Origin of the sequence: Nakamurella flavida, assembly GCF_030811475.1 — a bacterium.
Classification (GTDB): domain Bacteria; phylum Actinomycetota; class Actinomycetes; order Mycobacteriales; family Nakamurellaceae; genus Nakamurella; species Nakamurella flavida.
In genome coordinates this window covers 2432430-2457897 of the sequence record NZ_JAUSQV010000001.1, presented here as the reverse complement: position 1 = coordinate 2457897, position 25468 = coordinate 2432430, and the positions used below count along the sequence as shown (strand labels likewise).

27 protein-coding genes are annotated in these 25468 nt (G+C 71.9%); 12 read left to right on the top strand and 15 right to left on the bottom strand.

Annotated features, from left to right (window positions below; translation table 11 throughout):
- The first annotated feature begins 84 nt into the window (after positions 1-84).
- Positions 85-1272: a dipeptidase gene (locus J2S58_RS11005; protein WP_205258325.1), complete on the top strand. Its 1188-nt coding sequence runs from the start codon at positions 85-87 to the stop codon at positions 1270-1272.
- Between the two features lie 3 nt (positions 1273-1275).
- Here J2S58_RS11005 and J2S58_RS11000 read toward each other — a convergent pair whose 3' ends face one another.
- Positions 1276-2046, bottom strand: a complete 771-nt coding sequence (locus J2S58_RS11000; RefSeq protein ID WP_205258326.1) for an HAD-IIB family hydrolase — start codon at positions 2044-2046, stop codon at positions 1276-1278.
- A 154-nt stretch (positions 2047-2200) separates the two neighbouring features.
- On the bottom strand, positions 2201-2443 hold the full coding sequence (locus tag J2S58_RS10995) for a ferrous iron transport protein A (protein ID WP_205258327.1): 243 nt from the start codon (positions 2441-2443) through the stop codon (positions 2201-2203).
- Positions 2444-2601: 158 nt separating this feature from the next.
- On the opposite strand from J2S58_RS10995, the gene J2S58_RS10990 reads away from it, so the two are divergent.
- From J2S58_RS10990 to J2S58_RS10975, 4 genes are all read left to right on the top strand, one after another.
- Positions 2602-3636: a LacI family DNA-binding transcriptional regulator gene (locus tag J2S58_RS10990; RefSeq protein WP_205258357.1), complete on the top strand. Its 1035-nt coding sequence runs from the start codon at positions 2602-2604 to the stop codon at positions 3634-3636.
- A 440-nt stretch (positions 3637-4076) separates the two neighbouring features.
- Positions 4077-8255, top strand: coding sequence for a fibronectin type III domain-containing protein (locus tag J2S58_RS10985; RefSeq protein ID WP_205258328.1), 4179 nt, complete (start codon positions 4077-4079; stop codon positions 8253-8255).
- A 205-nt stretch (positions 8256-8460) separates the two neighbouring features.
- Complete coding sequence (locus J2S58_RS10980; RefSeq protein WP_205258329.1) at positions 8461-8682, top strand: hypothetical protein; 222 nt, start codon at positions 8461-8463, stop codon at positions 8680-8682.
- On the top strand, positions 8679-9173 hold the full coding sequence (locus J2S58_RS10975) for a hypothetical protein (RefSeq protein WP_205258330.1): 495 nt from the start codon (positions 8679-8681) through the stop codon (positions 9171-9173). The genes J2S58_RS10980 and J2S58_RS10975 overlap by 4 nt, the downstream gene beginning before the upstream one ends.
- Positions 9174-9238: 65 nt before the next feature.
- On the opposite strand, the gene J2S58_RS10970 is transcribed toward J2S58_RS10975, so the two are convergent.
- The 3 genes from J2S58_RS10970 to J2S58_RS10960 all read right to left on the bottom strand — a co-directional run bounded on the left by J2S58_RS10970 (position 9239) and on the right by J2S58_RS10960 (position 11115).
- Positions 9239-9820: a TerD family protein gene (locus tag J2S58_RS10970; RefSeq protein ID WP_205258331.1), complete on the bottom strand. Its 582-nt coding sequence runs from the start codon at positions 9818-9820 to the stop codon at positions 9239-9241.
- A gap of 94 nt (positions 9821-9914) precedes the next feature.
- Complete coding sequence (locus J2S58_RS10965; RefSeq protein ID WP_205258332.1) at positions 9915-10490, bottom strand: TerD family protein; 576 nt, start codon at positions 10488-10490, stop codon at positions 9915-9917.
- A 46-nt stretch (positions 10491-10536) separates the two neighbouring features.
- Complete coding sequence (locus J2S58_RS10960; RefSeq protein WP_205258333.1) at positions 10537-11115, bottom strand: TerD family protein; 579 nt, start codon at positions 11113-11115, stop codon at positions 10537-10539.
- Positions 11116-11556: 441 nt separating this feature from the next.
- On the opposite strand from J2S58_RS10960, the gene J2S58_RS10955 reads away from it, so the two are divergent.
- Complete coding sequence (locus tag J2S58_RS10955; protein WP_205258334.1) at positions 11557-11961, top strand: hypothetical protein; 405 nt, start codon at positions 11557-11559, stop codon at positions 11959-11961.
- Positions 11962-12049: 88 nt separating this feature from the next.
- The gene (locus J2S58_RS10950; protein WP_205258335.1) at positions 12050-13603 is read left to right on the top strand and encodes a signal peptidase I; all 1554 of its coding nucleotides are present in this window, start codon (positions 12050-12052) and stop codon (positions 13601-13603) included.
- A 40-nt stretch (positions 13604-13643) separates the two neighbouring features.
- Here the strand turns inward: J2S58_RS10950 and J2S58_RS10945 are convergent, their stop codons facing one another.
- The 4 genes from J2S58_RS10945 to J2S58_RS10930 form a co-directional block, all read right to left on the bottom strand.
- The gene (locus tag J2S58_RS10945) at positions 13644-14723 is read right to left on the bottom strand and encodes a hypothetical protein (protein WP_205258336.1); all 1080 of its coding nucleotides are present in this window, start codon (positions 14721-14723) and stop codon (positions 13644-13646) included.
- 58 nt (positions 14724-14781) lie between these two features.
- Positions 14782-15348 carry a TerD family protein gene (locus J2S58_RS10940; protein ID WP_205258337.1) on the bottom strand — a complete coding sequence of 189 codons (567 nt, stop codon included), beginning with the start codon at positions 15346-15348 and terminating at the stop codon, positions 14782-14784.
- 2 nt (positions 15349-15350) lie between these two features.
- Positions 15351-15884, bottom strand: a complete 534-nt coding sequence (locus tag J2S58_RS10935; RefSeq protein ID WP_205258338.1) for a hypothetical protein — start codon at positions 15882-15884, stop codon at positions 15351-15353.
- Between the two features lie 61 nt (positions 15885-15945).
- Positions 15946-17166, bottom strand: a complete 1221-nt coding sequence (locus tag J2S58_RS10930) for a toxic anion resistance protein (RefSeq protein ID WP_205258339.1) — start codon at positions 17164-17166, stop codon at positions 15946-15948.
- 244 nt (positions 17167-17410) lie between these two features.
- Here J2S58_RS10930 and J2S58_RS10925 point away from each other — a divergent pair, with 244 nt between their 5' ends.
- Positions 17411-18844 (top strand): MFS transporter, encoded by a 1434-nt coding sequence (locus tag J2S58_RS10925; RefSeq protein WP_205258340.1) that lies wholly within the window; start codon positions 17411-17413, stop codon positions 18842-18844.
- A gap of 371 nt (positions 18845-19215) precedes the next feature.
- Positions 19216-20370 (top strand): hypothetical protein, encoded by a 1155-nt coding sequence (locus J2S58_RS10920; RefSeq protein WP_205258341.1) that lies wholly within the window; start codon positions 19216-19218, stop codon positions 20368-20370.
- A gap of 3 nt (positions 20371-20373) precedes the next feature.
- Here the strand turns inward: J2S58_RS10920 and J2S58_RS10915 are convergent, their stop codons facing one another.
- The 4 genes from J2S58_RS10915 to rpmG form a co-directional block, all read right to left on the bottom strand.
- Positions 20374-20844, bottom strand: a complete 471-nt coding sequence (locus tag J2S58_RS10915; RefSeq protein ID WP_205258342.1) for an NUDIX domain-containing protein — start codon at positions 20842-20844, stop codon at positions 20374-20376.
- A 39-nt stretch (positions 20845-20883) separates the two neighbouring features.
- The gene (locus tag J2S58_RS10910) at positions 20884-21324 is read right to left on the bottom strand and encodes a Fur family transcriptional regulator (RefSeq protein WP_205258343.1); all 441 of its coding nucleotides are present in this window, start codon (positions 21322-21324) and stop codon (positions 20884-20886) included.
- Between the two features lie 76 nt (positions 21325-21400).
- The gene (gene rpsR, locus J2S58_RS10905) at positions 21401-21664 is read right to left on the bottom strand and encodes a 30S ribosomal protein S18 (RefSeq protein WP_205258344.1); all 264 of its coding nucleotides are present in this window, start codon (positions 21662-21664) and stop codon (positions 21401-21403) included.
- The gene (rpmG, locus tag J2S58_RS10900; RefSeq protein ID WP_205258345.1) at positions 21664-21828 is read right to left on the bottom strand and encodes a 50S ribosomal protein L33; all 165 of its coding nucleotides are present in this window, start codon (positions 21826-21828) and stop codon (positions 21664-21666) included. The genes rpsR and rpmG overlap by 1 nt, the downstream gene beginning before the upstream one ends.
- A gap of 240 nt (positions 21829-22068) precedes the next feature.
- Between rpmG and J2S58_RS10895 the strand changes: the two genes are divergently transcribed.
- From J2S58_RS10895 to J2S58_RS10885, 3 genes are all read left to right on the top strand, one after another.
- Positions 22069-22722, top strand: a complete 654-nt coding sequence (locus J2S58_RS10895) for a DUF2020 domain-containing protein (protein ID WP_205258346.1) — start codon at positions 22069-22071, stop codon at positions 22720-22722.
- Positions 22723-22816: 94 nt separating this feature from the next.
- Entirely contained in the window at positions 22817-23344 is a 528-nt protein-coding gene (locus tag J2S58_RS10890; protein WP_205258347.1) for a peptidylprolyl isomerase, read from the top strand.
- A 69-nt stretch (positions 23345-23413) separates the two neighbouring features.
- Entirely contained in the window at positions 23414-24349 is a 936-nt protein-coding gene (locus J2S58_RS10885) for a rhomboid family intramembrane serine protease (RefSeq protein ID WP_205258348.1), read from the top strand.
- Between the two features lie 6 nt (positions 24350-24355).
- Here J2S58_RS10885 and J2S58_RS10880 read toward each other — a convergent pair whose 3' ends face one another.
- Together J2S58_RS10880 and J2S58_RS10875 are read right to left on the bottom strand one after the other, a co-directional pair.
- Complete coding sequence (locus J2S58_RS10880) at positions 24356-24802, bottom strand: PH domain-containing protein (RefSeq protein WP_205258349.1); 447 nt, start codon at positions 24800-24802, stop codon at positions 24356-24358.
- A gap of 69 nt (positions 24803-24871) precedes the next feature.
- Entirely contained in the window at positions 24872-25159 is a 288-nt protein-coding gene (locus tag J2S58_RS10875; RefSeq protein WP_205258350.1) for a cell division protein CrgA, read from the bottom strand.
- Between the last annotated feature and the right edge of the window lie 309 nt (positions 25160-25468).

The window sequence follows — 25468 nt, the reverse complement described above, 5'->3', positions numbered from 1 at the left end:
GCGGGGCCGGGTGTCCCGGAACGTCTCGGTACAGTCACCGCGACCCGTCGAGCGGCGGCGGAGCTGCGGCGAGAGCGGGACGAGATGACCGGATCGGCCTCCGACGTGTGGATCCTGGACGGGCACAACGACCTGCCCATGGCGCTGCGGGCCGGTTCGGGATCGTCCGTGCTCGGTCTGGACGGGCCACGCCCCGCCCTGCACACCGATCTGGCACGGCTGCGGGCCGGGCAGGTCGGCGGGCAGTTCTGGTCGGTGTACGTCACCTCCGCGCTGCCCGAGCCCGAAGCGGTGGTGGCCACCCTGCAGCAGATCGACATCGTGCACCGGATGATCTCCGCCTACCCGGGCACGTTGGCCGCAGCCTGGACGGCCGACGAGGTGCTGGCCGCGCGCGCGTCCGGGCGCATCGCGTCGCTCCTGGGCATCGAGGGCGGCCACAGCCTAACCGGATCGCTCGGGGTGCTGCGGATGATGGCCCGCCTCGGCGTCCGGTACGTGACGCTGACCCACAACGACAACACCCCCTGGGCGGACTCGGCCACCGATCTCGCCGCCGCCGGCGGGCTGACCGACGTGGGCCGGGCCATCGTGGCGGAGATGAACCGGATCGGGGTGCTCGTCGATCTCAGCCACACCGCGGCGACCACGCAGAAGGACGCGCTGGCCGCCAGCCGGGCACCGGTGATCTTCTCGCACTCGTCCTGCCGGGCCGTCTGCGATCACGTCCGGAACCCGGCCGACGACGTGCTCGACCTGCTGGCCGGCAACGGCGGGGTGCTGCAGGTGACCTTCGTGCCCGCGTTCGTCTCCGAGCGGGTGCGGGAATGGGAGCTCGACCTCAAGGCCGAACGGGAGCGGCTCGACCTGCCCCGGGCCCTGAGCGAGTGGCACCGTGCCCCGCACCCCGGGGAGGAGCCCACCGACGTGCCCGTCGAGATCCCGGCGTCGCAGGATCCGCGCCTGCAGGAATGGTTGGCGCAACACCCGTCACCACGCGCGACCCTGGCCGACGTCGCCGACCACCTCGACCACGCGCGCGAACGCATCGGCGTCGACCACCTCGGGCTGGGCGGCGACTTCGACGGCGTCGACGCGCTGCCCGACGGGCTGCAGGACGTCAGCACCTACCCGGCGCTGCTGGCCGAACTGAGCCGTCGGGGGTGGTCGGACGCCGATCTGGCCGCGGTGGGGTCCGGGAACGTGCTCCGGGTCCTGCGGGCGGCCGAGGACGTCGCCGAGGAGATCGTGTGGCCGGGTGCGCCGGCCTGAGGCTCAGCCCTTGAGGGTGGCGATGAGACCGCGGATGAAGACCGCGGTCTCCTGCCAGCGCTCGATGGCCACCGTGCGGATGCCCAGCGACTTCACCGGGAAGTCGTTGCCGCCCGGATCGAGCCGGTCACCGACGAACAGCAGCTGATCGGCGGTGAGCTGGAGCTGATCCATCAGCTTGCGCATGCCGTAGGCCTTGTCGACGCCCTTGCGGGTGACGTCGATCGAGGTGGAGCCGCCGCCACGGACCTCGAGCTCGGGGAGCAGGGGAGCGGCGTAGGCGCGCAGGCTCTCCTTCTTGGACCCGTCCCGGTCCCACGCGTGCTTGGCGTCCACCGGGGCCTGCTGGCCCAGGGCGGAGAAGGTGATCTGGCTGCCGCGGTCCTCCAGGATCGGGCCCCAGGTCTGCTCCTCCCACAGGCCGAGTTCCTTGGCGCCGGCGGTGAGAACCTCCAGGACGCGCTGCTTCTCGTCCTCGGACAGCTCCTCGGAGTACTGCCGGTCCCAGTGGTCGCCGGACCACAGGTAGTACTGCGTGCCGCAGGTCGGCATGAGGTGCAGCCGGTCCAGGGCGGGGCCGGAGTCGAGGCTGGTGAGCACCTGCATCTCGAACTGCTCGAAACGGCCGCCGGAGATGATGCAGACCTGGACGTACTCGAGCAGCTCGCCCAGCAGGGCGGCCATCTCGGGGTCCACGGGGGACTTCGACGGAGCCAGCGTGTCGTCGAGATCGAAGGCCACCAGGGCCAGTTCGGTCTTCAGAGCGTGTGTCACAGCGCGTCCCCTACCCGTCATCCACCCATCAGAATCCGCCGAAACCTAACACGGGGGGCCGCTGCGTCACCGGGAGTCCACCGGACGGGGTGAGGGATCCCACGACGGGCTGACGGCAGCTCCGGGGTGCGCCATCCGCCGTCCATCGGCGCGATCACCGCAGTTCAGGTCGGGTGCGCGGGGCGCGGCGGGGTGGGGGCTCGGGGACGGCCTTGGCCGCGACCACGTGGGCCAGCACCACCTCGCGGTCACCGGTCCGGGTGTCCACCACGACCCGGTCGACCGAACGGGACCGCACGTACCCGAGGGTGTCGGTGAACCCGCCGGGGATGCGGGTGCGGATCACCACCCGGGTACCGACCGACACCTCCAGCAGGAACGCGACGGGGCCGGGCATGTCCGCACGGTAGCGCGGGCGGCCGGGACGTCCCGGGGAACCGCGCCCGGTTGACACCGGCCCATCGCGCCACGTGGTGCACTGCACCGGTGCGGCCCCGACGGGTGCGCCGGGACGAACGGGTCGGCAGTCATCTGGGGGTAGAGGCAGTGGGCGAAATGCCGACCGGCGCCGATGCGGCCCGACCCACCATGCGGGACGTCGCCGCGCTGGCCGGGGTGGCCCTGAAGACCGTGTCCCGGGTGATGAACGGCGTGCCGAGCGTGGACCCCGTCCTCGCGGCACGGGTCCGGGCCGCCGCCGCCGAGCTCGCGTACCGGCCCAACCTCGCGGCCAACCTGCGCAGCGGCCGGACCAACACCGTCGGCCTGTTGCTGGAGGACATCGGCAACCCGTTCTCCGCGGCCACGCTGCGGGCCATCGAGGACGAGCTCGAGGCCGCCGGCATCCTGCTCCTGGCCGCCAGCCTGGACGAGCAGCCGTCCCGCGAGGAGGAGCTGACCCGCCGGCTCATCGACCGCCGGGTCGACGGGTTGATCGTCGTCCCGGCCTCCCGGGACCAGCGGTACCTCGTGGCCGAACAGCTGCGCGGGACGTGCGTGGTCTTCCTCGACCGGCTCCCGCAGCCCCTCGTCGCCGATGCGGTGGTGTCCGACAACCGGGTGGGGGCGCGTCGGGGGGTGGAACACCTCGTGCGCCACGGCCGGCGCCGGATCGCCTATCTGGGCGACGATCCCGCGATCCCCACGGCCGCCGAGCGGTTCCGCGGATATGTGGACGCCCTGGCCGGTCAGGGTCTCCCGGTCGACCCCGCCCTGGTCCGCCACGGACTGCGGTCGGTCCAGGAGGCCCACCGCGCCGCTGCGGATCTGCTGGCCGGGCCGGACGGCGTTGGGGTCGACGCCCTGTTCACCAGTCAGAACCTGGTGACGATCGGCGCGGTGGGCGCACTGCACGCCGCCGGTCGCCATCGCGAGGTCGCCCAGGTCGGGTTCGACGACATCCCGTTCGCCGAGGCCCTCGAGCCCGGAGTCACCGTGGTCGCCCAGGACACCCGGATGTTGGGCCGCACCGCCGCCGAACGTCTGCTCGCCCGGATCCACGGCGACCGTTCCGCCCCGCAGGTCTTCTCCGTTCCCAGCCGCCTTCTCGTCCGGGGCTCGGGCGAATTGCCGGTTTCGACGACCCCCTGATTGATCATCGATTGTCGACGTTTTGCCAAGATGTCCTGACAATCAATTCCTGGAAGTGAGACGGAGAAATTCCGTTCTCGTGCTGGTCACGGCTGCCTCCCAGGGCCCCGGTCGGTGAAATCCGTTGTCGGGCGCAGGCCGTCGCAGCGTGCCCCGTGGATCACCGCCGGTCGGAGAATGACAACCCGGCGCGGATGAGTTTCAACGTTCATGCAGATCAGAGCGCATCGGTGGGTATTGCCCACATCACACCCCGGCCGTAGGATCTGCCCTGACCCACCCCAGACACCGGTGTCTCACGAAGGGCCCCACGTATGTCGACGAGCAGAACAAGAATGCGCCCCGCCGTTGCGGCGGGGCTCTGTGCCGCCCTGGCGATGACGGGAATGGGCCTCGCGGGCCCCGCCGCGGCGGCCGTTCCGGCCGGGATCGCATCCGCCGTGACGATCGCACCGGCGGTGAGCGCCCCGGCCGAGCAGGAGGCGGAGCCCTATCGGCCCGATTTCCACTACACGCCCGAGAAGAACTGGATGAACGACCCGAACGGGCTCGTCTACTACCAGGGCGTCTACCACCTCTTCTACCAGTACAACCCGTTCGGCACGACGTGGGGCAACATGAGCTGGGGCCACGCCACGAGCACCGATCTGGTCCGGTGGACCGAGCAGCCGCTGGCCATCCCCCAGGACGCCGACGCGGACATCTTCTCCGGCTCCATCGTCGTCGACCACGACAACACCTCCGGGTTCGGCACCGCCGAGAACCCGCCCCTGGTGGCGATGTACACCACCGCCTATCGAACCGGCGAGCAGGCGCAGTCGCTGGCCTACAGCACGGACGCCGGACAGACCTGGGTCAAGTACCCGGGGCCGGTGCTCGACCGCGATTCCAACAACTTCCGGGATCCGCACGTGTTCTGGTACGACGGCGGGACGCCGGAGACGTCGTACTGGGTCGTGGTCACCGTGGAGGCCCTCGATCACCAGGTGCTGCTGCACAAGTCGACCGACCTGAAGAACTGGACGCAGCTGAGCACCTTCGGCCCCGCCAACGCGACCGGCGGACAGTGGGAGTGCCCCGATCTGTTCCCCCTGGCCGTGGACGGCGACCCCACGAACATCAAGTGGGTCATGGTCGTCAACATCAACCCCGGCGCCGTGGGTGGTGGATCCGGCGGGCAGTACTTCGTCGGTGACTTCGACGGCACCACCTTCACCTCCGAGAGCACCGTCGGCTCCGACACCCTGCCCCCCGGAACCACTCTCGCCGGATTCGACCAGGGCACCTACGACGGCTGGACCGTCGCCAACGAACCGGGGAACTGGAAGAACGGGCCCTTCGGTGACGCCCCCGCGGGCGCGGCACTGCCGGGGCAGACCCCGGTCACCGGGTTCTCCGGCACCGGAGTGGTCAACGGGTTCAACGACGGCGACTGGCCGGTGGGCTCCATGCGGTCGCCGGACATCACGATCCAGGACGACCGCATCAACTTCCTGGTCGGCGGCGGGAACCACCCGCACGTCGACGGCACCCAGCTCACCAACGATCCGCCGGCCGGCAGCGAGCTGCTCTTCGACGGATTCGAGTACCCGGACGGGAAGTCCGTCACCGACGACGGCTGGACCCTGACCGGTGACTTCACCGCCGAGCGCAACCCCGCCACCGCGGGCGGGGAGAACTTCCTGGGCGCCAAGCGCATCAACACCTTCGAGGGCGGTCCCCGGGGCGACGACAACACCGGCACCCTGACCTCGGCGCCGTTCACCGTCGACAAGCGGTACCTGAGCATGCTGGTGGGCGGCGGTTTCCGCCCGGCCGGGAGCGAGCAGACCCTGCAGGTGCAGGTGCTCGTCGACGGTGCCGTCGTGGCCAGCACCGCGGGGCAGGAGTCCGGTTCGCTGAACTGGAAGTCCCTGGACCTCGAGGCCTATCTGGGACGCAGCGCCCAGCTGCGCATCGAGGACACCGCCACCGGCGGTTGGGGACATCTCACCCTCGACCACGTCGTCCTGGCCGACACCCCGGCCCAGGTCCGCAGTGACGAGACCACCGTCAACCTGGTCGTCGACGGCGCGGTGGTCCGCACCGCCACCGGCGGCAACAGCGAGACCCTGGACTGGACCTCCTGGGACGTCCGCGAGTTCGCCGGACGGCAGGCCCACATCACCATCGTCGACAACAACCGCGGCGGGTGGGGGCACATCCTGGCCGACCAGTTCATGGTCTCCGACGTGGCGGCACCGTCCCGTCTGCAGTCCTACGACTGGCTGGACTGGGGTCGGGACTTCTACGCCGGTGTCACCTACGACAACGCGCCCGACGGCAAGCGGATCATGGTCGCCTGGATGAACAACTGGGACTACGCCAACCAGATCCCCACCGGGCAGTGGCGCAGCGCCATGGCCCTGCCGCGCGAACTGAGCCTGGAGACCGTGGACGGGCGACCGCAGCTCGTGCAGAAGGTCGTCGACCAGGTGGCCGGCCTGCAGGAGCCCGTCGCGTACACCGCCGGACCGGCAGACATCCCCGCCGGGGAGACCGTCCTGCCGGCCGAGGCCGACGGCACCACCCTGAGGATCGACGCCGTCCTCAGCCCGGGTACGGCCACGGCCTTCGGCCTGGGCGTGCGCCGGTCCGCCGACGGGTCGCAGCAGACCCCGGTCGTCTACGACACCGACACCGGGCGGCTCAGCATCGACCGGACCCGCTCCGGCGACACGGGTTTCAGCACGGCCTTCTCCTCGGTGGAGTCCGCTCCCGTCACCCTGCAGGACGGCAAGCTGCACCTGGAGCTGTACGTGGACCGGGCCTCGGTGGAGGTCCTGGCCCAGCAGGGCAAGCGGACCCTGACCGATCAGATCTTCCCCGACGCTTCCAGCACGGGCATCTCGCTGATCTCCGAGGGCGGCACCGCCCGCCTGGACAGCCTGACCGTCACCCCGCTCCGCAAGGCGGAGGCCACCGCGCCCGGCGCGCCGACCGCGGTCACCGCCGTGGCCGGCAACGGGACCGCCACCGTCGCCTGGCAGCCGCCGGCCGACGACGGCGGATCCACGATCACCGGGTACACGGTCACCGCCTCCGACGGATCGACCTGCACCAGCACCGCCCTGTCCTGCGAGGTGACCGGGCTGGCCGCGGGCACGTACACCTTCACCGTGACCGCGACCAACAGCGGTGGCACCGGCCCGGCCTCGGCCGCGTCGGCACCGACCGCGGTCACCGTCACCTTCACCCGCACGGTCGACCCCACCATCACCGGGACGGCCGCGCCGGGTTCGGTCCTCACCGCGGCCGACGGGACCTGGTCACCGACCCCGACGTCCGTCGCCCACCAGTGGCTGCGGGACGGCGTCGCCGTCCGCGGTGCCACCGGCTCGACCTACACCGTCGCCCGCGGCGACCTGGACCGGTCGATCTCGGTCCGGGTGACGGTGAGCGCCCCCGGCCTCCCCGACGCCTCTGCCACGAGCGCGGCGGTCACCGTCCGGGCCGGTGTACCCGGTGCGCCCACCGCCGTGCGCGCCACGGCCGGCAAGGGGCAGGCCACCGTGTCGTGGAAGGCCCCCGGCAACGGCGGCAGTGTCATCTCCGGCTACACCGTCCGCACGGCCACGGCCGACGGTGCGGAGGTCGGGCAGGGCTGCACGGTGGCCGGCGGCGCCCGTCGCTGCGTGGTCACCGGTCTGACCCCCGGGATGAGCTACGTGTTCACGGTGACCGCCACGAACGCCGTCGGTGAGGGACCCGCCTCGGCGCCCTCGACGCCGGTCCAGGTGCGGGGCACGTTCACCGTCACCACCGCGCCGGCGATCTCCGGCAGCCCCGCCGTGGGTTCGGAGCTGTCGGCGACCGACGGGGTGTGGAGCCCCGCGCCCACGTCGGTGACCCACCAGTGGCTGCGCGACGGTCGACGGATCCCCGGGGCGACCGCCGCCCGGTACACGGTGACCCCCGCCGACCAGGCCACCACCCTGTCGGTGCGGGTGACCGCATCGGCGGCCGGGGTGACCACCCGGTCCGCGGACTCCGCCGGAGTGGCCGTTCCGGCGACCGTGGCCGGGGCGCCCACCGCGGTCACCGCCACGGCGGGGAACCGGCAGGCCACCGTGCGGTGGACGGCACCGGCCGCCGACGGCGGCAGCACCGTCACCCGGTACACCGTGACGACCACCTCGGCCGACGGCCCGGTGGACGGGGTCGGGTGCACGGTGGCCACCGGACGCACCTCGTGCGTCGTCGGGGGCCTCACCCCCGGCGCGACGTACACCTTCGTGGTGGCGGCGACGAACGCGGTCGGACAGGGCCCGGCCTCGGCCGCGTCCGCACCGGTCCGGGTGCGGGGGGCCTTCGTGGTCGACGCGGCCCCGACCATCACCGGGACCCCTGCGGTCGGCAGCCCGTTGACCGTCCAGCCGGGCAGTTGGACGCCCACCCCCAGCGGCATCGCCTACCAGTGGTTCCGCAACGGGGCCGCGATCCGCGGGGCCGACGGGGACAGCTACACCCCGGTGAACGCGGACAGCGGGCGGTACCTGACCGTGCGGATCACCGGTACCGGTGACGGAGTCGTCACCACCCGGGCGTACACCGCGGCGGTGCTGATCACGGGGTCCTGACCGGCGCGCCCCGTTCTCTCCGCCGCCCGGGTCCGCACGGAACCGGGCGGCGGAGCCGTGATCTCCGAGGTGTCGAACCGGTCCGGACGGGGAACCCCCGGATGTCGGACACACGACGCCCACCGGAACCGTGCATCCGTGCGGGTCACGGGCGGCGTACCTGATGCGGCCTGGACGTCAGGCTGATCGAGCGAGAGGAACCCCCATGGCTGAAACACCGCTGGAGCAGCAGAGCGTCTCGAGCTTCGCCGACCTGGGCAAGGAGATGTGGTCCTACCTCACCGGGAAGGGCGCCGTCATCAACTACGAGTTCGTCGACATGACGGTGGAGGTGCCCCGGGAGACCGGCGCCGACGCCGCCCGCGCCGTGTGGAAGCTGAACGGCTCCCTGCGCATCACGACCGCCGAGGGTTCCCCGGCCAAGTGACCGATCCGACCGGTTCGGCGGGTCGCACCGTGAACCCCGCGAACGGCCTCCCGCCGCTCGCGGTGTTCGCGGACCTCCGTATCGAGGTGGACGGCGTGCCCGCCCACCTCACCTCCGCGGGCGACCGGCTGGAGCTGCGCACCGAGCGTCCGTTCGCTCTGTTGGCCGGACTCCCGGCGACGATCGGGCCGGCCTCGGCGCGGGGCGGGCCGACCCGGTTGGCCGGGCAGGCGGCCACGCTGCTCGCCGAGAACGGTGTCGGCATCGACGTCGTCACCTCGCGGGGGCTCGTCGCGCGCCTCGGTGCCGGCGCGGACTCCCGGGTGGGCCGCCTGGTCACCGGTAGTTGCGCTGTCCAACCCGGCTCGGCGTCCGCCGTCGGCCGCCTGCTGGCCGGGTCCGTCCCGGCCGGCGCGGTCCGGGTCGGTGGCGGCGTGCTCGCCGCCGCCGGCGCCTGGTACCTCGGCCGGCTGTTGCGCCGTCGGGCCTGACACGAATGCTGCCCCCCGGCCCGACGGGCCGGGGGGCAGCGAAGCGTGCCGTGGCCGCAGATCCGTCAGACGGAGGCCAGGGCCAGCGGGACCAGCTGATCGGCCGTGCGGCCCTCACCCGGGGTGCCGATGGCCGTGAACGTCCAGCCGCTGCCCGAGCGCGAGAGCCGGGCCATCACCACCGCCGTGTGCGTCCCGGAGCCGCTGAGCTCGTACCGCACCAATTCCTTGTCCCGGTCCACCGAGTCCACGGCGCGGGCCACCGCGTTCTCGATCTGCGAGAAGTTCTCCCCGGTGTAGCTGTTCACCACGAACACGATGTGCGCGACGGTCGCCGGGACCCGCGGCAGGTCGACCAGGATCGACTCGTCGTCCCCGTCACCCTTGCCCGTACGGTTGTCGCCGGTGTGGGTGATCGACCCGTCCTTGGACCGCAACTGGCCGAAGTAGACGATGTCCACCACCTTCCGGTCGGTGGACAGGAGCAGCGCCGAGGCATCCAGGTCGACCGAGACCTGTTTCGTGCCACCGAACATGCCGCGCTTGGTGATGGCGTCCCAGCCCAGGCCCATGCGGACCTGGCTGAGTTCACCGCCGCCGGATTTGGTGAGGCTGACGGTCTGGCCCTTGGTCAGGCTGACACTCATGGTGTTCCTCTCGGGTGGGTCGAACGAGGTGATCAGGGTGGTGTCGGGCCGGCCGTGCTCGGGACGACAGGCGACAGGCGACAGGGCTACGGAGCTACAGGGCGACGCCGAAGTCGGCGGCGATCCCGCTCAGCCCCGTGCTGTAGCCCTGGCCGATGGCCCGGAACTTCCACTCCTCGCCGCTGCGGTACAGCTCCCCGAACACCATGGCCGTCTCGGTGGACGCGTCCTCGGTGAGGTCGTACCGGGCCAGCTCGCTCTGGTCGGAGTTGTTGACCACGCGGATGAACGCGTTGCGCACCTGGCCGAAGCTGACGCCGTTCTGCTCGGCCTCGTAGACCGAGGCGGCGAAGGTGACCGAGTTCAGCTCGGGCGGCAGGGCCGACAGGTCGACGGCGATCACCTCGTCGTCGCCGCTGCCGTCACCCGTGCGGTTGTCCCCGCGGTGCTCGATGGCCCCCGCCGGTGACCGCTTCTGATTGAAGAAGACGAACCATTCGTTGGACAGGATGCGGCCGTCCCCGCCCAGCCCCAGCGCGCTGGCGTCCAGATCGAACTTGACCCCGGTGGTCGTCCGGGCGTCCCAACCCAGGCCCACGCTGACCTGGGTGAGCCCCGGCGCGGCCTTGGTCAGCGACAGGTTGCCGCCCTTGGTCAGACTGATACCCATACGTGCTCCTTCGCGCGAGAGATGCTGTGTGACGGACGGTGTCGGATCAGCCGACGTTGACGCCGAAGTCGCGGGCGATACCGCCGAGCCCGGAGGCGTACCCCTGACCGATGGCCCGGAACTTCCACTCGGCGTTGTGCCGGTACACCTCGCCGAAGACCATCGCCGTCTCGGTGGACGCGTCCTCGGTGAGGTCGTAGCGGGCCAGCTCCGAACCGTCGGCCCGGTTGACCACCCGGATGTAGGCGTTGCGGACCTGCCCGAACGACTGGCCGCGGGCATCCCCCTCGTAGATCGAGACGGGGAAGACGATCGAGGTGATCTCGGCCGGCACCTGTGCGAGCTCGACGTTGATGACCTCGTCGTCGCCGTCGCCCTCGCCGGTCAGGTTGTCGCCCTGGTGCTCGATGGAGCCGTCCGGCGACCTGAGGTTGTTGAAGAACACGAAGTACTCGTCACCGAGCACCTTGTGCCCGGTGTCGAGCGCGAGGGCACTGGCATCCAGATCGAAATCCGCCCCCGATGTCGATCGGACGTCCCACCCCAACCCGATCGACACCGACCGTAGATCCGGTGCGGCCTTGGTCAGGCTGACGTTGCCGCCCTTGCTGAGGCTGACTCCCATGCTGTCGCTCCCATCCCCTGAGGTGTGCGTATCCGTGTGCGACACGTGCCGGTCGGGGTCACCTCGCCGACCACCCGTGCCTGGGCTCCACCCTGCCAGGTCCGCCGACGCCGCGGTGGTCGAGCGGGTCACGGGCCACCGGGGGACGAAGGGGTGTGACGCAGGGTGACACCTCTCCCGGCCGGGGCCGCGACGGGTGAACTGCCGGTCCGATGGTGTGATCACCGGACTTTCGCCTGGTCAGGCGCAGATCGTCGGGTCATTCTGATCACCGGGCCGTGGACGACGCGATCGCGATCGTCCGACCAGGCCTCCCACCGCACCTCCCCCCCGCCGCCCTCCCGTCCCCCGACGCGAGGGCCGACGTGGACCGATGCTGCGACCGGCCGACAGACCCACGTGGTGGGTCGGGCCTCACCCTGAAGAGATGAGAGCACCGATATGCGCACTTCCCACAAGATCATCGCGGCCGCCGCCCTCGTCGGGCTGGCCGTCGCCGGCGGCGCCGCCTTCACCGGTACCGGTCTGGCCAGCACCACCGCCGCCACCCAGTTCGTCGGCGGTACCGTCTCGCAGACCGTCACCGGCGCGACGCTGACCGGCGTCACCTACGGCTTCACCGACGACAGCAACACCGCGGTCGACGAGATCACCCTGGTGCTGGAGGGAGCGAACGGGCGCGTCCCCGACGTCACCATCAACTCCACCTCCTCGTCCCCGCTCCTCGCGGTGTGCACGGCCGTCTCCGCTCCGGGCGCCACCGTTCCCAACACGTCGACCTGCACCATGCCGGCCGGCACGACGTCGGTGACCGGTCTGACCGGCATCGACATCACCGTCGCCTGATGACCTCCCGTCGAACCGGCGTCCCCCGTCCGCGGGTGGTCGCCGGTTCGACGGGCGTCCGGGCCGGGACGACGGGGCGAACCCGGGGATGAGACGGGCAGGACGACTGCTGGCCGGCGTGCTCGCCCTGTTCTGTGTCCTGGTCTCGGCGGCCCTGGTCACCGGTCGGATCACCGCCGTGGTCACCAGCGGGGTCAGCATGAACCCCGTCTACTACCAGGGCGATCTGGTCGTGGTGGCCCACCGCGACCACTACGTGATCGGCGACATCGTCGCCTACCGCGCGAAGGGCGTGGACGCCCTGGTGCTCCACCGCATCATCGCCGGCGACGGCGCCGGCGGATTCACCATGAAGGGCGACAACAACTCCTCGATCGACCCGTTCCGGCCCACCACCGGTGACATCGCCGGAACGTCGGTCCTGCACGTCTCCGGCGGGGGACACGTCCTGCACTTCATGACCGACCCCGTCGTCCTCGGCTGTGCCGCCCTGCTGATGCTCCTGCTGGGCGAGAGCGCCCGCCGGCGGCGGCGCTCGGCCCGAACCCGAAGGAGACAAGCCGTGGACACCAGAACACGGACACCCCAGGCGGGTTCCTTCGCGGCCCGGCCCCGTCCGGTCCAGACCGCTTGGGTGATCACCGGTCTCCTGCTCGTCCTCGGACTCGGACTGGGGGTCCTGGCCTGGACCGCCCCGAGTCTGCGTCCGGGACCGCCGGTCGGCATCGCCCGCTCGGTCGACATCTCCTACACCGCGGACGTCCCGCCGTCACCGGCCTACGACGGCACCGTCGTCACGTCGCCGGACCCGGTCTACCGCAAGCTCTCCGACACCGCCGTCGTCGAGATCGGCTACACCGGTCCCCCGGGCGACCTGTCGGTCGGGGTGGCCCTGTCGGCCACGAACGGGTGGCACTCCGATCTCCCGCCCCTGGTGACCCAGGCCGTGACCGGTGACGGGGAGACCGTCACCGCCCCGCTGGATCTCCGGGACGTGCAGGCCCGCGCCGACGCCGCCGCCGAGGCCATCGGCATCCCCACCGGGACGCTCACCCTCACCCTGACGCCCAGCGTCACCAGCCCCGGCGTGCCCGCCCTCACCGCACCCGTCCCGTTCGAGGTCACCCCCCTGGTGTTCGTGCCGGCGACAGGCAGGATCCCGACCGTCGCCGACGTGGTGCCGGGCGCCCCCACCACGATCACCCACACGCTCGGGGTCGGCGCCGTCCGGATCCCGGTGGTGGTGGTGCGGTGGATCGCCCTCCTCCTGCTCGTCGCGGGGATCGCCGGCGCGGTGTTCTCCCGGACACTCCTGCGCCGCGAGCCACCGCTGAGCCCGGCTGACCTCATCCGCCGTCAGCACGGTGCCGTACTGGCCGAGGTGCGCCCCATGCCCACGCCCACCGACCGGCACATCGTGGACGTCACCGACTTCGCGACCATGGCCAAGCTCGCCCGGCGGGTCGGGCTGCTCGTCATGCACTGGACGCGCAGCGGCGTGCACACCTATCTGCTCATCGACGACACCACCGCGTACCGGTACCGGCACGGTGGCCAGGACGACGGTGCCACGAACGACGCCGCCGGCGACACCGACGCCGACGTCGAGCGGGTGGACGACCCGCCGCCGGTGGTCCGCTGAGGCGCTGCTCGACGGCTGAGGCGCTGCTCGACGGCCCCGTTCAGTCGATCGGGGTGTGGTCGTCCAGCCAGGTGATCCGGTCGAAACCGTAGGCGCGGCAGGCGTCCCGGATGGACGGGGCCACGGCGTTCATCTCGGAGCGCAGGACCCATTCCCCGGCCACGTTGTGGACGGAGGCCAGCACCGCCACCTGATGGGCCGCGTCCCACGCCGGCAGGGTGATCGGCAACTCGACGCGATCCCCGCCGAAGGTGGTCACCAGCAGCGTCCCACCCCAGGCCAGCGGGGTTCCGGACGCCGACGATCCGTAGATCACCAGCCGCTCCAGGTCGGTGGAGCAGCGCAGATCCACGCTGATCCGCTCGAACTGACCGCGCCCGGCCAGCAGCAGGGGACGCCGAGTCCGGCCCGGCGGGGCGGTGCGCCGTCCCGCGGTCAGGTCGACGGTCGAGGACAACCCGGAACCCAACTGGTAGGCCGCGCCCATGACCAGATCACCGACGGACGCGGTGACCGCGAGATCCAGCACCAGCGAACCCACCCCGGACTGGACCCGGGTCAGCGCCACCGTCGGGGACCGACGGTCCAGGATCGTCGGCGCCCCCCGCCGGATGCGCGGGTGGATCGCACCCCGCCGGCGGGCCGGACCGGCCGGTGGTCCGGAACTGTTGCTGCGCACGGGCTCCCGACTCACCGGGGGCGGGGCGGGGACCACCGCCCCGGCCGCGGGCGGTCGGGTGATCCCGCCGAGGTCCAGCGAGGTGTCCGTGCGTGCGGCGGTGGGTCGGGTGGGTGCGGGGCCGCCGAGGTCCAGGGAGGTGTCGGTGCGTGCGGCGGTGGATCGGGTGGATGCGGCCGGGGCGGGCGGGCCGCCGAGGTCCAGCGAGGTCGCGCCCGACCCGCGATCCGGGGTGGCCGCCGGGGGGCGCGCGGGGGTGGGTGGCCCGGCCGGTCGGTCCGGTGCCGCTCCCGCCGCCGCGCCGGAGTGGTGGTGGTCGCGGCCGGCACCGCCGGTGAGGAATTCGGCCAACGCGGGGTTGGCGGCCGGCTTGCGCCGGTGCCGGAGGAAGGTCAGATCGGCCCGGGTCGGCGCCTGCTCGGGGGTCGAGGCGTGGATCATCGGGCGGGCCGACGGCGGGCGGACCGGTGACGGCGTCGGGCGGCCCGGTGGCCGGTCGTCACAGCGGGACCCCGTAGTCCGCCGCGATCCCGGCAACCCCGTTCTCGTAGCCCTGGCCGATGACCTTGAACTTCCAGCCGCTGGGGTGCCGGTAGAGCTCGCCGAGGCAGATCGCGGTCTCGGAGCGCAGCTGCGGGGCCAGGTTCTCCGACTGCACGAGTTCGGTGCCGTCGGCCAGGTCGAGCACGCGGATGCGGCAGTCCCGCAGCTGGCCCAGGGTGCGCCGCGCTCCGGGGCCGTCGTTCACGTAGAGCACGACGACGATGCGGTGGATGTCGGCGGGCACGTCCCCGAGATCGACCTCGATCTGCTCGTCGTCGTCACCGACGGCGGCGGAGAGCTGGGCCACGGACAGATCCGGCGAGGTGAGCTGGTTGAAGAAGACGAAGTACTCGTCGGAGGGGGCCTGGGCCTGCCGGTCGCACAGGATGGTGGCGGCGACCAGGTTGTCGGCCAGCACGTGCTCGGCGCCGGCGTTCCACCGCACGCCCAGCACCACACCCTTCAGGGTCGGGATCTCCTGGGTGAGGGCGACGTTCGCGCCCCGCTTCATCGGTACGGCCATGGCTAGAGGTCCAGCTCCGATCCGGCGAACTTGGTGCGGAGGAAGTTGCCCTGGGCGACCAGGGCGTTGGCGTCGTTGTGCCGGACGGCGTCCAGCACCTCGGTGGCCGCGTCGAACAGGAAGTCGAGCTGCTCGGTGAGGGCGTCGCTCGGCGTCTGGCCGATCGGTCCCGGTGCCGTCCGGGTGGCCGGGTCCAGGGCCAGGTACCGACGCAGCGTCGTCGGGAGATAGTCCCGGAGGATGCCGTTCAGCGACACCCGGGCATGGATGTCCAGTTCGCCGGGTCCGTCCGGGCCACCCGCCCGGGCCGATCGGAGCACCGCGTCCACGATGTCGGTGACGCGCCGGGCGGTGACCGTGGCCGCGGTCGGCAGCTGACCGGCCCCGGCGTTGATCGACCGTTCCACCACGACGAGCTCGCGGGCCAGCGCGGACGGGCTGTCCGGCTCGCCCGCCTGCCCCGGCTGTCCCGACGGCTGGTGGTCCGCATCGGCGCCGGGCTCCGGCCGGCGGCCGAACAACCAGTCCATCACCATCGGGGCGGCCTCGGGTGGGTGCGCACGGGCGAGCGGGACGGGACGGGATCGGTTCGGCGGTTCAGCTGCCGATCTCCCCGCGTCGCGCCCGCTCCAGGTACGGCTGGGCCCGCTTGACCTGGCCCTCCAGGGCCGAGACGGTGTCGGCCATCGAGGTCACGGCCTGGGCGCGGAAGGTGTCGACGGCGTCCATCGTGGCGAACACGTTGTCGAAGGCCTGCTGGAGCTTCTCCACCGAGATGGTGCTGGACGCGGCCTGCTCGTGGATCTGTCCGCCCTGGATCCGCAGTTGCTCGCTGGTCCGCGCGATCAGGTCGCTGGTCGCCGCGTTCAGGCCGGTGATCTGGTCCAGCACCAGCTTCTGGCGGGCCAGTGCCTGCGACACGATGACGGCGGTGCGCAGCGCCGCGATGGTGGTGGTCTGCGCGCGGTCCACCCCGCGCATCAGCTCCAGGTTGTTCTTGCGCACCAGGTCGAGGGCCATGTACCCCTGCACGGCGACGGCCATCTGCGTCATGATGTCCTGCCGGCGCTGCCGGATCGGGAACAGCGCGTCGCTGCGGACGGTGTTCGCGTCGTCGGCCCGGCCGGAGGAGTCCAGTCGCTGGATCTCCAGCTCCACCGCCTGGTCGAGCGCCCCGGCCAGCTCGTTGTATTCACCGAGCTTGCCCATCAGCGCCCACATGGTGGCCTTCTCGACCTCGATGGCCGCGTTGTCCTTGCCGAGGTCGTCCTTGCCGGAGGCCAACGACCGGATGATCGCGTCCAGGTGCGACTGGGCCGACTCGTACTTGGCGAAGTAGCGGTCGATCTTGTCCCCGCCCGGGATCCACTTGAGGACCTTCTTGAACCCGGTCAGGTCGGCGCGGTTGGGGTCCAGCTCGGTGATGGTCACCCGCAGATCGGCCAGGGTGGAGGCGACCCGGGTCTGGGCGTCCTTACCACCGCCCTTGCCGGCGTTCAGCGCGGCCGCCGGCCGGTCGAGCATGCGGGAGGAGACGTTCGCCGAGTCGCGCATCTCCTTGTCGCCCAGCCCGGTGATGGACTCGACCTTGCGGGCGAACTCGGGGGAGCGCACGTCGAGCTCGACCAGTTCACGGGCGAACGACTGGGCCCGGGTGGCCAGCTCCTGCGCGCGCGCATCGGCGACCGGTACGGCCCCGGCCGCCTGCTCGGGCTTGACGATCTGCACCGGTGCGGGCGGGGTGAGCACGAGGGCGCCCGGCTCGGCCGCCCCACCGGCCGGGATCGTGCTGCCGCCGCTGAGGTCGAGGTCGGTCATCGTGCCCTCTTCTCTGTGCCCGGAGCGTGGTCCGGGCTGCTCTCGTCCGTGGCATCTGCCCACCGTGGACCCACCGCGCGGGCCCGTCCCCGGGGCGCGGACGCCGCGGGAGTCCCATGGTATCGACGGGCCCCGCTGGCGTCGCGGGGTGCCCGATGCCCGTCCGGGGGACACTGCACCGCGGCGCGCATGTGCCACCGGTGCGATCCGGGGCGGCACGAGGCGTGGGAGGACGGGGGTGGGCATGACCGGGACGACGGCCGGGGACGCCGTGGGCTTCCGGCGACCGCTGGCCCTGCTGGTGGCCGGCGCCTACTTCATGGAGATCCTGGACGGGACGATCATCGCGCCCGCCGCGCCGGCCATCGCCGCCGATCTGGGGGTGGCCCCGGTCGACGTCAACATCGTCCTGTCCGCATACCTGCTCACCCTCGCGGTGCTCATCCCGACCGGCGGTCACCTGTCCGACCGGTTCGGCGCCCGGCGGGTGTTCACCACGGCCCTGGTGGTGTTCACCCTGGCCTCGCTGGGCTGTGCCCTGGCGAGCAGCCTGCCCATGCTCACCGCCACCCGGGTGCTGCAGGGCGTCGGCGGTGCGCTGATGGTGCCGGTCGGTCGGCTGGTGGTGCTGCGCGGCATCGAGAAGACCGACCTCGTCCGGGCCATCGCCTATCTGACCTGGCCGGCCCTGCTGGCCCCGGTGCTGGCTCCGGCCGTCGGCGGACTGCTGTCCACCTACATCGGCTGGCAGTGGATCTTCCTGATCAACCTCCCCCTCGGGGTCGCCGGGGTGCTGGTGGCCCGCCGCGTCGTCCCCGACGTCCGGGCCGACACCCCGCCGCGGTTCGACACCGTGGGGTTCCTGCTCCTCGCCGGGGGTCTGGCCGCGCTGGTGGTGGCGATCGAACGCGTCGGCACCGCCCAGGAGCTCTGGTCCGTGGGCGGCGGCGCGCTGCTGGGTGCCGTGCTGCTGACCCTGGCCGTCCGGCATCTGGTCCGCACCCCCCGACCGCTCATCGACCTGCGAATCCTGCGGATCGGCACCTTCCGCACCTCGGCCACCGCCGGGACGGTCTACCGGCTCGTGGTCAGCGCGGTGCCGTTCCTGCTGCCGCTGCTCTTCCAGATCGGGTTCGGGTGGACGGCGGCCCAGGCCGGGGCCGTGGTCATCGCCCTGTTCGTCGGCAACGTGGCGATCAAACCGGCCACCACGCCCCTGATGCGGCTGCTGGGCATCCGCGGCGTGCTCCTGCTGGCCGCGCTGGGCGGGTCCGCCTGCCTCGTCGGCATGGTGTGGGTGCGTGCCGACACGCCCCTGCTGGTGCTGCTGCCCCTGCTGGTCGCCTCCGGGGTGTTCCGGTCCATCGGGTTCACCGGCTTCAACAGCGTCACCTTCGCCGATGTCGGACCCGCCGACCTCGGATCGGCGAACACCCTGAACGCCACCCTGCAGGAGGTGGCCTCCGGAGCCGGCATCGCCCTGGGGGCACTGCTCGTGCGGCTGGGGGGTCCGGTCGCGGAGCGGCTCGGGTTCGATCCCGAACCCGGTACGCCCTATCGGGTCACCTTCGTCGTCATGGCGACGGTCCTGCTCGCGACCGCGGCGGCCGTGCTGCGGATGCCCCGGTCGGCGGGTCGCGCGGTCACCGGACACCGCAGACCTCGGGACGAGGAGTGACGCATCAGCCACGGAGTTCCCCCGGACGAGCACCTGGCCCGCGGTGCCGGCCGTCGGTCCTCGCTCCGAGGATTCGGGCGTGGTCGACATGGCGGGCAGACCAACTGCGGGCATCACCCAGTTGCGCCCGGCAGGACGACTCTTCGTGACGAGGGATGATGGGGATCCCGGACGGGCCCGGGGTGGCCGGTCTGGTTGACGACCCCTCGGACGGGCAGGACGCTGATCACAGCGGCCGCGTCCTGGTCGGGGGGATGACCGGTCCGGACCGGTCACACGGGGGCGGCTCGATCGCCGGAGGAGTGCACCGCATGTATGCCGTGTCGACGAGGGGCAGAGCCGGGCGCGCTTCCGTGCGCCCCGGTACGGGCGTGACGTCGGTCCGTCCGGTCGAGCACGGGGGCTCCACCGTGCTGGTCGAGATCGCCTCCGAGAAGAAGGTCATCGGCCGGGTCCGGGTGAGCGCGAACGTGCCGCTGGACGACACGTTGACCCCGTTCATGGCCGCCGCACTGCCGATCGCCCTGCACCGACGCACCCCCCTGCATCTGCAGGGCGAGGTCGACGGGGTGGCGCTGGAGCACATCGGGGAGGTCGGGGCGCTGTTGTCCGGGTGGTACCCGGCGCTCACCCGCGTCCCGGTGACGGCCGAGGCCGTCGTCCCCGGCTCGCAGCAGCGGACCGACGACCCGCCCCGATCGACCGGTGGGGTGGGCTGCTTCTTCAGTGGCGGGGTCGACTCGCTGTACAGCGCCGTCAAGCACGCCGGCGCCGACCTGACCCATCTGATCTTCCTCACCGGGTTCGACATCTCGCTCCGCGACCCGGTGCGGGCCAGTTCGGCGCTCCGCGCCAACCGCGTGGTGGCCGACCGGCTGGGTCTGCAGCTCATCGAGATGACCACCGACCTGCGGTCGGTCGGCGATCGCTACGCCGAGTGGGGGCCGGTCTACCACGGCGCCGCCCTGGCCATGGCCGGACTCCTGCTGTCTCCCGTCCTCGACCGCGTCCTGGTGCCGTCCACCTTCCAGAGCGAGTTCATGCACCCGTGGGGTACGCACCCCGACCTCGATCCGCTGTGGAGCAGCTCCCGGGTGCGCTTCGTGCACGACGGCGACGAGCGCACCCGTCCGCAGAAGGTCGCCGTGCTCGCCGACCATCCGTTCGCCCTGGACCACCTGCGGGTGTGCTGGGAGCAGCGCGGTGAGGGGACGACGACCTACAACTGCGGCCGGTGCGAGAAGTGCGTCCGCACCATGGTCAACCTGCGCGTGGTCGGGGCGGCGGGGAAGTGCGCGACGCTGCCGGCCGACCTGACCCCGGAGCAGCTCGCCGACCTGCCGCGCGTACCCGGCCGGCAGATCCCGTCGCGGGAGAACCTGGCCGAACTGGACCGGCGGGGTCGGCACGATCCCCGGTTGCGGTCGGCCCTGCTGCGCCGGCTGCGCTACGACGCCGTCTGGGGCGCCCAGGCGGCGGCGGAGGCGCAGATCCGTTCGGTGGCCCGCCGGCTGTTGATCAGCTGAGGCTCAGGTGATCTGGCGCAGGGCCTCGGCCAGCCGGTCGAGCAAGGGCACCTGACCGGCCACGACCTTCTCCCGTGCGGTGTCCAGGTCGAACCAGGCGGCCCGGTCGACCTCGGGAAAGCTCTGCATCCGCCCCGATCGCGGTGGCCACTCCAGCTCGAAGGTGTTGCTGCTGGCCGTCGCGGCGTCGAAATCGGCCCGGCGGGCAACGGCGTGCACGATCTTGCCGCCGGACTGCCGCACCGAGCCCAGCTCGATGTCCGGGCCGTCCGGCAGCGGGGACCCGAGCTCCTCCGCGAACTCCCGCGCCGCGACCTGACGGGGATCCTCGTCCGGGGTCATCTCCCCCTTGGGGATCGACCAGGCGCGGGCGTCCTTCCGGGCCCACAGCGGACCACCCATGTGCACCAGCAGCACCTCGGGGCCGGCCGGCCCAGGACGGTGGAGCAGGGTTCCGGCGCTGATCCTCACCATCGCGGCGGAGGGAGCGGCGCGGGGTGCGGCCGGGGGTGCTCAGCCAACGCCGGCCGGCTCGGCCGGGGACCCGGACCGGGTCCGCTCGTGGGCGCAGGCGGCACAGACCCCGAAGAGCTCCATCTGGTGGTCCAGGTCGACGTACCCGAACTCCTCGGCCACGGCCCGGGCCCACTGCTCCACTCCGGGGGCCTTGATCTCCTGCGTGCGACCGCAGACCCGGCACACCAGGTGGTGGTGGTGGCTGGGCTGCTCGCACTGCCGGTAGAGGACCTCGCCGGACTCCTTGCGCACCGTGTCGAGGTCGCCGGAGCCGGCCATCTCCTGCAGCGCGCGGTAGACGGTGGCCAGGCCGATCGAGGACCCGGTCGCGCGCAGTGCACCGTGCAGGTCCTGCGCCGAGACGAACTCGCCGGTCTCGGCCAGGACCTGCAGGATCGCCGCCCGCTGGGTGGTGTTCCGTCGCTGCGTCGCAGCCATCGCGTTCTTCCTTCAGTGGGCGTCCGGTGCCCGCGTGGGCCGATCGGCCCCGCGGGTCACCGGGTACCCGCGGACGTCAGCTGGAGCGCTTGCCGGCGCCGGGGTACGGCAGCAGGGCCATCTCCCGGGCGTTGCGGACAGCGGTGGCCATACGGCGCTGCTGCTGCGGGCTCAGCCCGGTGACGCGACGGGACCGGATCTTGCCGCGGTCGGAGACGAACCGCCGAAGCAGGGCGACGTCCTTGTAGTCGACGTGCTCGACCTTGGGGTTGAGCATGGCCGGACGCTTGGCCCGGACCGCGCTGACCTTGGGGTTCGGACGGGGGGTACGAGTGGCCATCAACGCTCCTCACGAAAGTCGACGTGCAGTCCCGCGACCGGGTCGAACTTCCGCAGGACCATGCGATCGGGGTCGTTGCGCCGGTTCTTGCGGGTCACGTAGGTGAAGCCGGTGCCTGCCGTGGACCGCAGTTTCACGATCGGACGGACGTCGGTCTGAGCCATGGTGGCGCCTTCCTGTACCGATGTTCAAGTCGGCCGGTCCGTCCGCACCGTCGGGTGCTCGGTCGGACCGACCGGGGCGATCACGTTCTGAGAGTCGCTCTCAATAGCTTACGCCGAGGAGGCCCGGGGCGATCGGGGTCCGCGCAGGTCCTCACAGGCAGCCCATCCGCCACTCCTACCGTGGTGGGTGACGGCACGGTCCGCGGACCGTGTGCCCCGCCCGTCCCGAGAAGGAGACCCGTGAGATCCCTCGCTCCCCGACGCCGGGCCGTGTGCGCGGCGGTGGCGGCCCTGGCGGTGCTGGCCGGTGCGGTGCTCGTGGGGTGCACCGGCGGGCCGTCCACCGCCGCGACGAGCGACCTGCAGACCCCCGTCGCGGCGACGACGCTGGTCAGCACGGTCGGCACGACCACCCGCACGGCCACCGTGGAGCAGACGATCACCAGCCGGGCGCCGGGATCGCAGGTCGTCGCGGCGCCGCCTCCGGAGACGCCCGTCCCCGCACCCGTCGACGGGTCCTGTCCGTATCTCACCGACGACGAGGTCGCGGACATCAACGGGCAGCGCACCGGGCAGACCACCGTCACCGACGTGCAGCCCCACCCGATCTGCACCTTCACCCGCAGCGACGGCGGATGGCTGGCCACGGTCCGGTTCATCGCCGCCGACACTCCGCAGGCCGCCGTCGCCGCGGTCGACCAGCACGTCCCGATCGACGGGTCGGACCCGGCGAGCCAGCCGGCCGGCTGGTCGGGCGGATCCACGGTGCTCGCCGACCGGTCGGTCTACGCCGTCGCGAAGGGCACCATCGCCGTGGTCGCGGAGTCCAACCAGCTGCAGACGGTGAAGGGCCGGCAGATGGTGGTCACCGCGGTCGCCCGGCTCGGCCTGTGAGCCGGGTGTGGGGTCCGTCCGGGTCGGGTCGGCATGTCCGGTCGGGGCGCGCACCGTCCGGGGCCGGTCGGACGGGCCGTCGTAGGATGGCCCGGTGAGTACTCAAGCAACCCTGCACACCAACCGCGGCGACATCGTCATCGACCTGTTCCCGAACCACGCCCCGAAGACGGTCGCCAACTTCGTCGGCCTGGCGACCGGGTCCGGGAAGTACTCGGAGAAGAACGCCGGCGGCTCCTCGGAGGGCCCGTTCTACGACGGGGCGATCTTCCACCGTGTCATCGACGGCTTCATGATCCAGGGCGGCGACCCGACCGGCACCGGCCGTGGCGGCCCCGGCTACACCTTCGCCGACGAGTTCCACCCCGAGCTGTCGTTCAACAAGCCCTACCTGCTGGCCATGGCCAACGCCGGGCCGGGCACCAACGGCTCGCAGTTCTTCATCACCACCGGCAAGACCCCGCACCTGACCTACAAGCACACCATCTTCGGCGAGGTCGCCGACCAGGCCTCCCGCGATGTCGTGGACGCCATCGGCACCACGAAGACCGACCGGTTCGACAAGCCCGCCGACGACGTGGTGATCACCTCGATCACCGTGACGGACACCGACGCCGCCTGATCCCGTCGTCGCGACCGGGGGTCCTCCCCGGGCGGTCGATGACACCCACCGACCTGCGATGAGGACGTCATGACGCACCCCCCGACCGGGCCGTCCCCCTGGGGCGGCCCGGTCGCTGCGCATCAGCCCGCGTGCACCTGGCACGCCGATAGGGCTACCGGCCTGGCCTGCACCCGCTGTGGCCGGCCCGCCTGCCCCGAGTGCCTGAGGCCGGCCAGCGTCGGCTTCCACTGCCGCGCCTGCGTCGCCGAGGGTCGGGCGACCACCGTGCAGCCGACGACGATCGCCGGCTCCCGGTTCGGCCAGCAGCCCGTGGTCACCTACGCCCTGATCGCCGTCAACGTCGCGATCTTCCTGGTGACCGCGATCCAGGCCAGGTCCGGGATGCAGCTCGGCGGATCGACGTGGTTCGCCCAGGGCTCGCTGCTTCCCGAACTGGTCGCCTCCGGCGAGTGGTGGCGCCTGCTGACGTCCGGATTCCTGCACGTCAGCGTGCCGCACGTGGCCCTGAACATGCTCTCGCTGTACGTCCTGGGGCTGCCCCTGGAGCGCATCCTGGGCCGCGGCCGGTTCGTGGTGGTCTATCTGCTTGCCCTGCTGGGCGGGTCCGCCGCGGTCATGCTGTTCTCGGACCCGCTCGGCCCCACCGCCGGCGCCTCCGGTGCGATCTTCGGGTTGATGGGCGCCCTGGTCGTCACCTTCCGACGGCTGAAGTACGACCCGCGCCAGCTGCTGACCATCGTGGCTCTCAACCTGGTCCTCAGTTTGACCCTGAGCGGGATCTCCTGGCAGGCGCACCTGGGTGGGCTCGCCGTCGGTGCCGCCGTCGGCGCGGTGATGGTCTACCCGCCGCGCGTCGTCCGCAACCGCTGGCAGCTCTGGGGCAGCGTGGGCATCCTGGCCGTGCTCGTCCTGATCGTCACCCTGCGGTTGCCGACCCTGCCGCAGGACTACTGCTCGACGGTCACCAGCGGAGATGTCACGATCTTGGTCCCCTGCGAGTAGTCCGGCTCAGCGGGGGCGGCGCGCCGCGATGGCGGCGGCGACCCGCTCCGGGTCGGTCCCCAGGTCCAGGCGTCCGAAGAGCAGCAGCTCGTCGTCGACGAGCTCGAGCTCCAGGGTGGTCGAGGCGATCCCCATCCGGCGGCGGCTCGGGGCGCTGACTCGGACGATCTCCGCCCAGCGCACGGTCCGGCCGCCGCCCACCCCGCGAATCTCCAGTCCGTGGGTGCCCACGGTCAGTCGGTGACCGATGCGCAGGCCCGCTGCACAGAGCCCGAGGAGGACGAGGGACAGGGCGGCGAGCACCACGCGGTCTGTCGGCTCGGACGCCAGCAGGACGGCAGCCAGGGCGACGGCCAGACCGGCGAGGCCGGCGACGATCAGCAGGGACCGGTCGGGACCGAACGCCTCGTCGGGACCGGCGGGCCGTCCGCCGTCACCGGAGACGTTGTCCACAGGCTCCGTCCACACTGGGGATGAATGACACGCGTGTAAGTCGGCCGCCGGGGGCAGCGGGTCAGCGGGTCAGCGCCAGCCCATCGTCATCAACAGGCCGGCGATCATCAACGTGAAGCCGATGCCGAAGTTCCAGTTGCCCAGGCTCGCCATGAAGGCGATGTCGGAGCCCCACAGGTAGAAGACCACCAGCCAGATCAGACCCAGCACCATCAGCGCCAGCATGATCCCGATGTAGACCGGGCTCGACGGAGCGGCGACCCGGGTGCGCGCGGCAGCCGCGGCGGGACTGCTCATCTCCCCCGAGGTGCGTGCCGCGCTCGTGGCGACGCTCTTGCGGACCTTGGACTTCGGCACTCGACTTCCTCCATGCTGACTGAGTCGTTCCGGGTCGTGCAGGGGTGTGCGTGGTGACCCGGCCGGCCGCCGGGGAGCCGGGGCGGGCGGCCCGGGCAGCGCACCGGGAATCCGGGGGCCCGGGTGCGGAACGGCCCCCTGAGGTCCCCGGACACCTGCGGTGGTGGCCCGGTCGGCGCAACGGTAACCAGGACCGTACATCGATGTTCCTAGCCTACGGGTTCGATGTTCGTCCGCGGTTCGGTCGGATCGGCTCCGGGGCCGGTGACCTGCGCGCGGGCATGCCGAACGGCTGGCGACGCCGGTCGC

Bases quoted from the DNA above. Each gene is read 5' to 3' on its own strand.
- J2S58_RS11005 (WP_205258325.1), top strand. From the start codon at position 85: ATGACCGGATCGGCCTCCGACGTGTGGATCCTGGACGGGCACAACGAC.
- J2S58_RS10995 (WP_205258327.1), bottom strand. From the start codon at position 2,443: ATGCCCGGCCCCGTCGCGTTCCTGCTGGAGGTGTCGGTCGGTACCCGG.
- J2S58_RS10990 (WP_205258357.1), top strand. From the start codon at position 2,602: ATGCCGACCGGCGCCGATGCGGCCCGACCCACCATGCGGGACGTCGCC.
- J2S58_RS10980 (WP_205258329.1), top strand. From the start codon at position 8,461: ATGGCTGAAACACCGCTGGAGCAGCAGAGCGTCTCGAGCTTCGCCGAC.
- J2S58_RS10970 (WP_205258331.1), bottom strand. From the start codon at position 9,820: ATGAGTGTCAGCCTGACCAAGGGCCAGACCGTCAGCCTCACCAAATCC.
- J2S58_RS10965 (WP_205258332.1), bottom strand. From the start codon at position 10,490: ATGGGTATCAGTCTGACCAAGGGCGGCAACCTGTCGCTGACCAAGGCC.
- J2S58_RS10960 (WP_205258333.1), bottom strand. From the start codon at position 11,115: ATGGGAGTCAGCCTCAGCAAGGGCGGCAACGTCAGCCTGACCAAGGCC.
- J2S58_RS10955 (WP_205258334.1), top strand. From the start codon at position 11,557: ATGCGCACTTCCCACAAGATCATCGCGGCCGCCGCCCTCGTCGGGCTG.
- J2S58_RS10950 (WP_205258335.1), top strand. From the start codon at position 12,050: ATGAGACGGGCAGGACGACTGCTGGCCGGCGTGCTCGCCCTGTTCTGT.
- J2S58_RS10945 (WP_205258336.1), bottom strand. From the start codon at position 14,723: ATGATCCACGCCTCGACCCCCGAGCAGGCGCCGACCCGGGCCGATCTG.
- J2S58_RS10940 (WP_205258337.1), bottom strand. From the start codon at position 15,348: ATGGCCGTACCGATGAAGCGGGGCGCGAACGTCGCCCTCACCCAGGAG.
- J2S58_RS10935 (WP_205258338.1), bottom strand. From the start codon at position 15,884: ATGGTGATGGACTGGTTGTTCGGCCGCCGGCCGGAGCCCGGCGCCGAT.
- J2S58_RS10930 (WP_205258339.1), bottom strand. From the start codon at position 17,166: ATGACCGACCTCGACCTCAGCGGCGGCAGCACGATCCCGGCCGGTGGG.
- J2S58_RS10925 (WP_205258340.1), top strand. From the start codon at position 17,411: ATGACCGGGACGACGGCCGGGGACGCCGTGGGCTTCCGGCGACCGCTG.
- J2S58_RS10915 (WP_205258342.1), bottom strand. From the start codon at position 20,844: ATGGTGAGGATCAGCGCCGGAACCCTGCTCCACCGTCCTGGGCCGGCC.
- J2S58_RS10910 (WP_205258343.1), bottom strand. From the start codon at position 21,324: ATGGCTGCGACGCAGCGACGGAACACCACCCAGCGGGCGGCGATCCTG.
- rpsR (WP_205258344.1), bottom strand. From the start codon at position 21,664: ATGGCCACTCGTACCCCCCGTCCGAACCCCAAGGTCAGCGCGGTCCGG.
- rpmG (WP_205258345.1), bottom strand. From the start codon at position 21,828: ATGGCTCAGACCGACGTCCGTCCGATCGTGAAACTGCGGTCCACGGCA.
- J2S58_RS10885 (WP_205258348.1), top strand. From the start codon at position 23,414: ATGACGCACCCCCCGACCGGGCCGTCCCCCTGGGGCGGCCCGGTCGCT.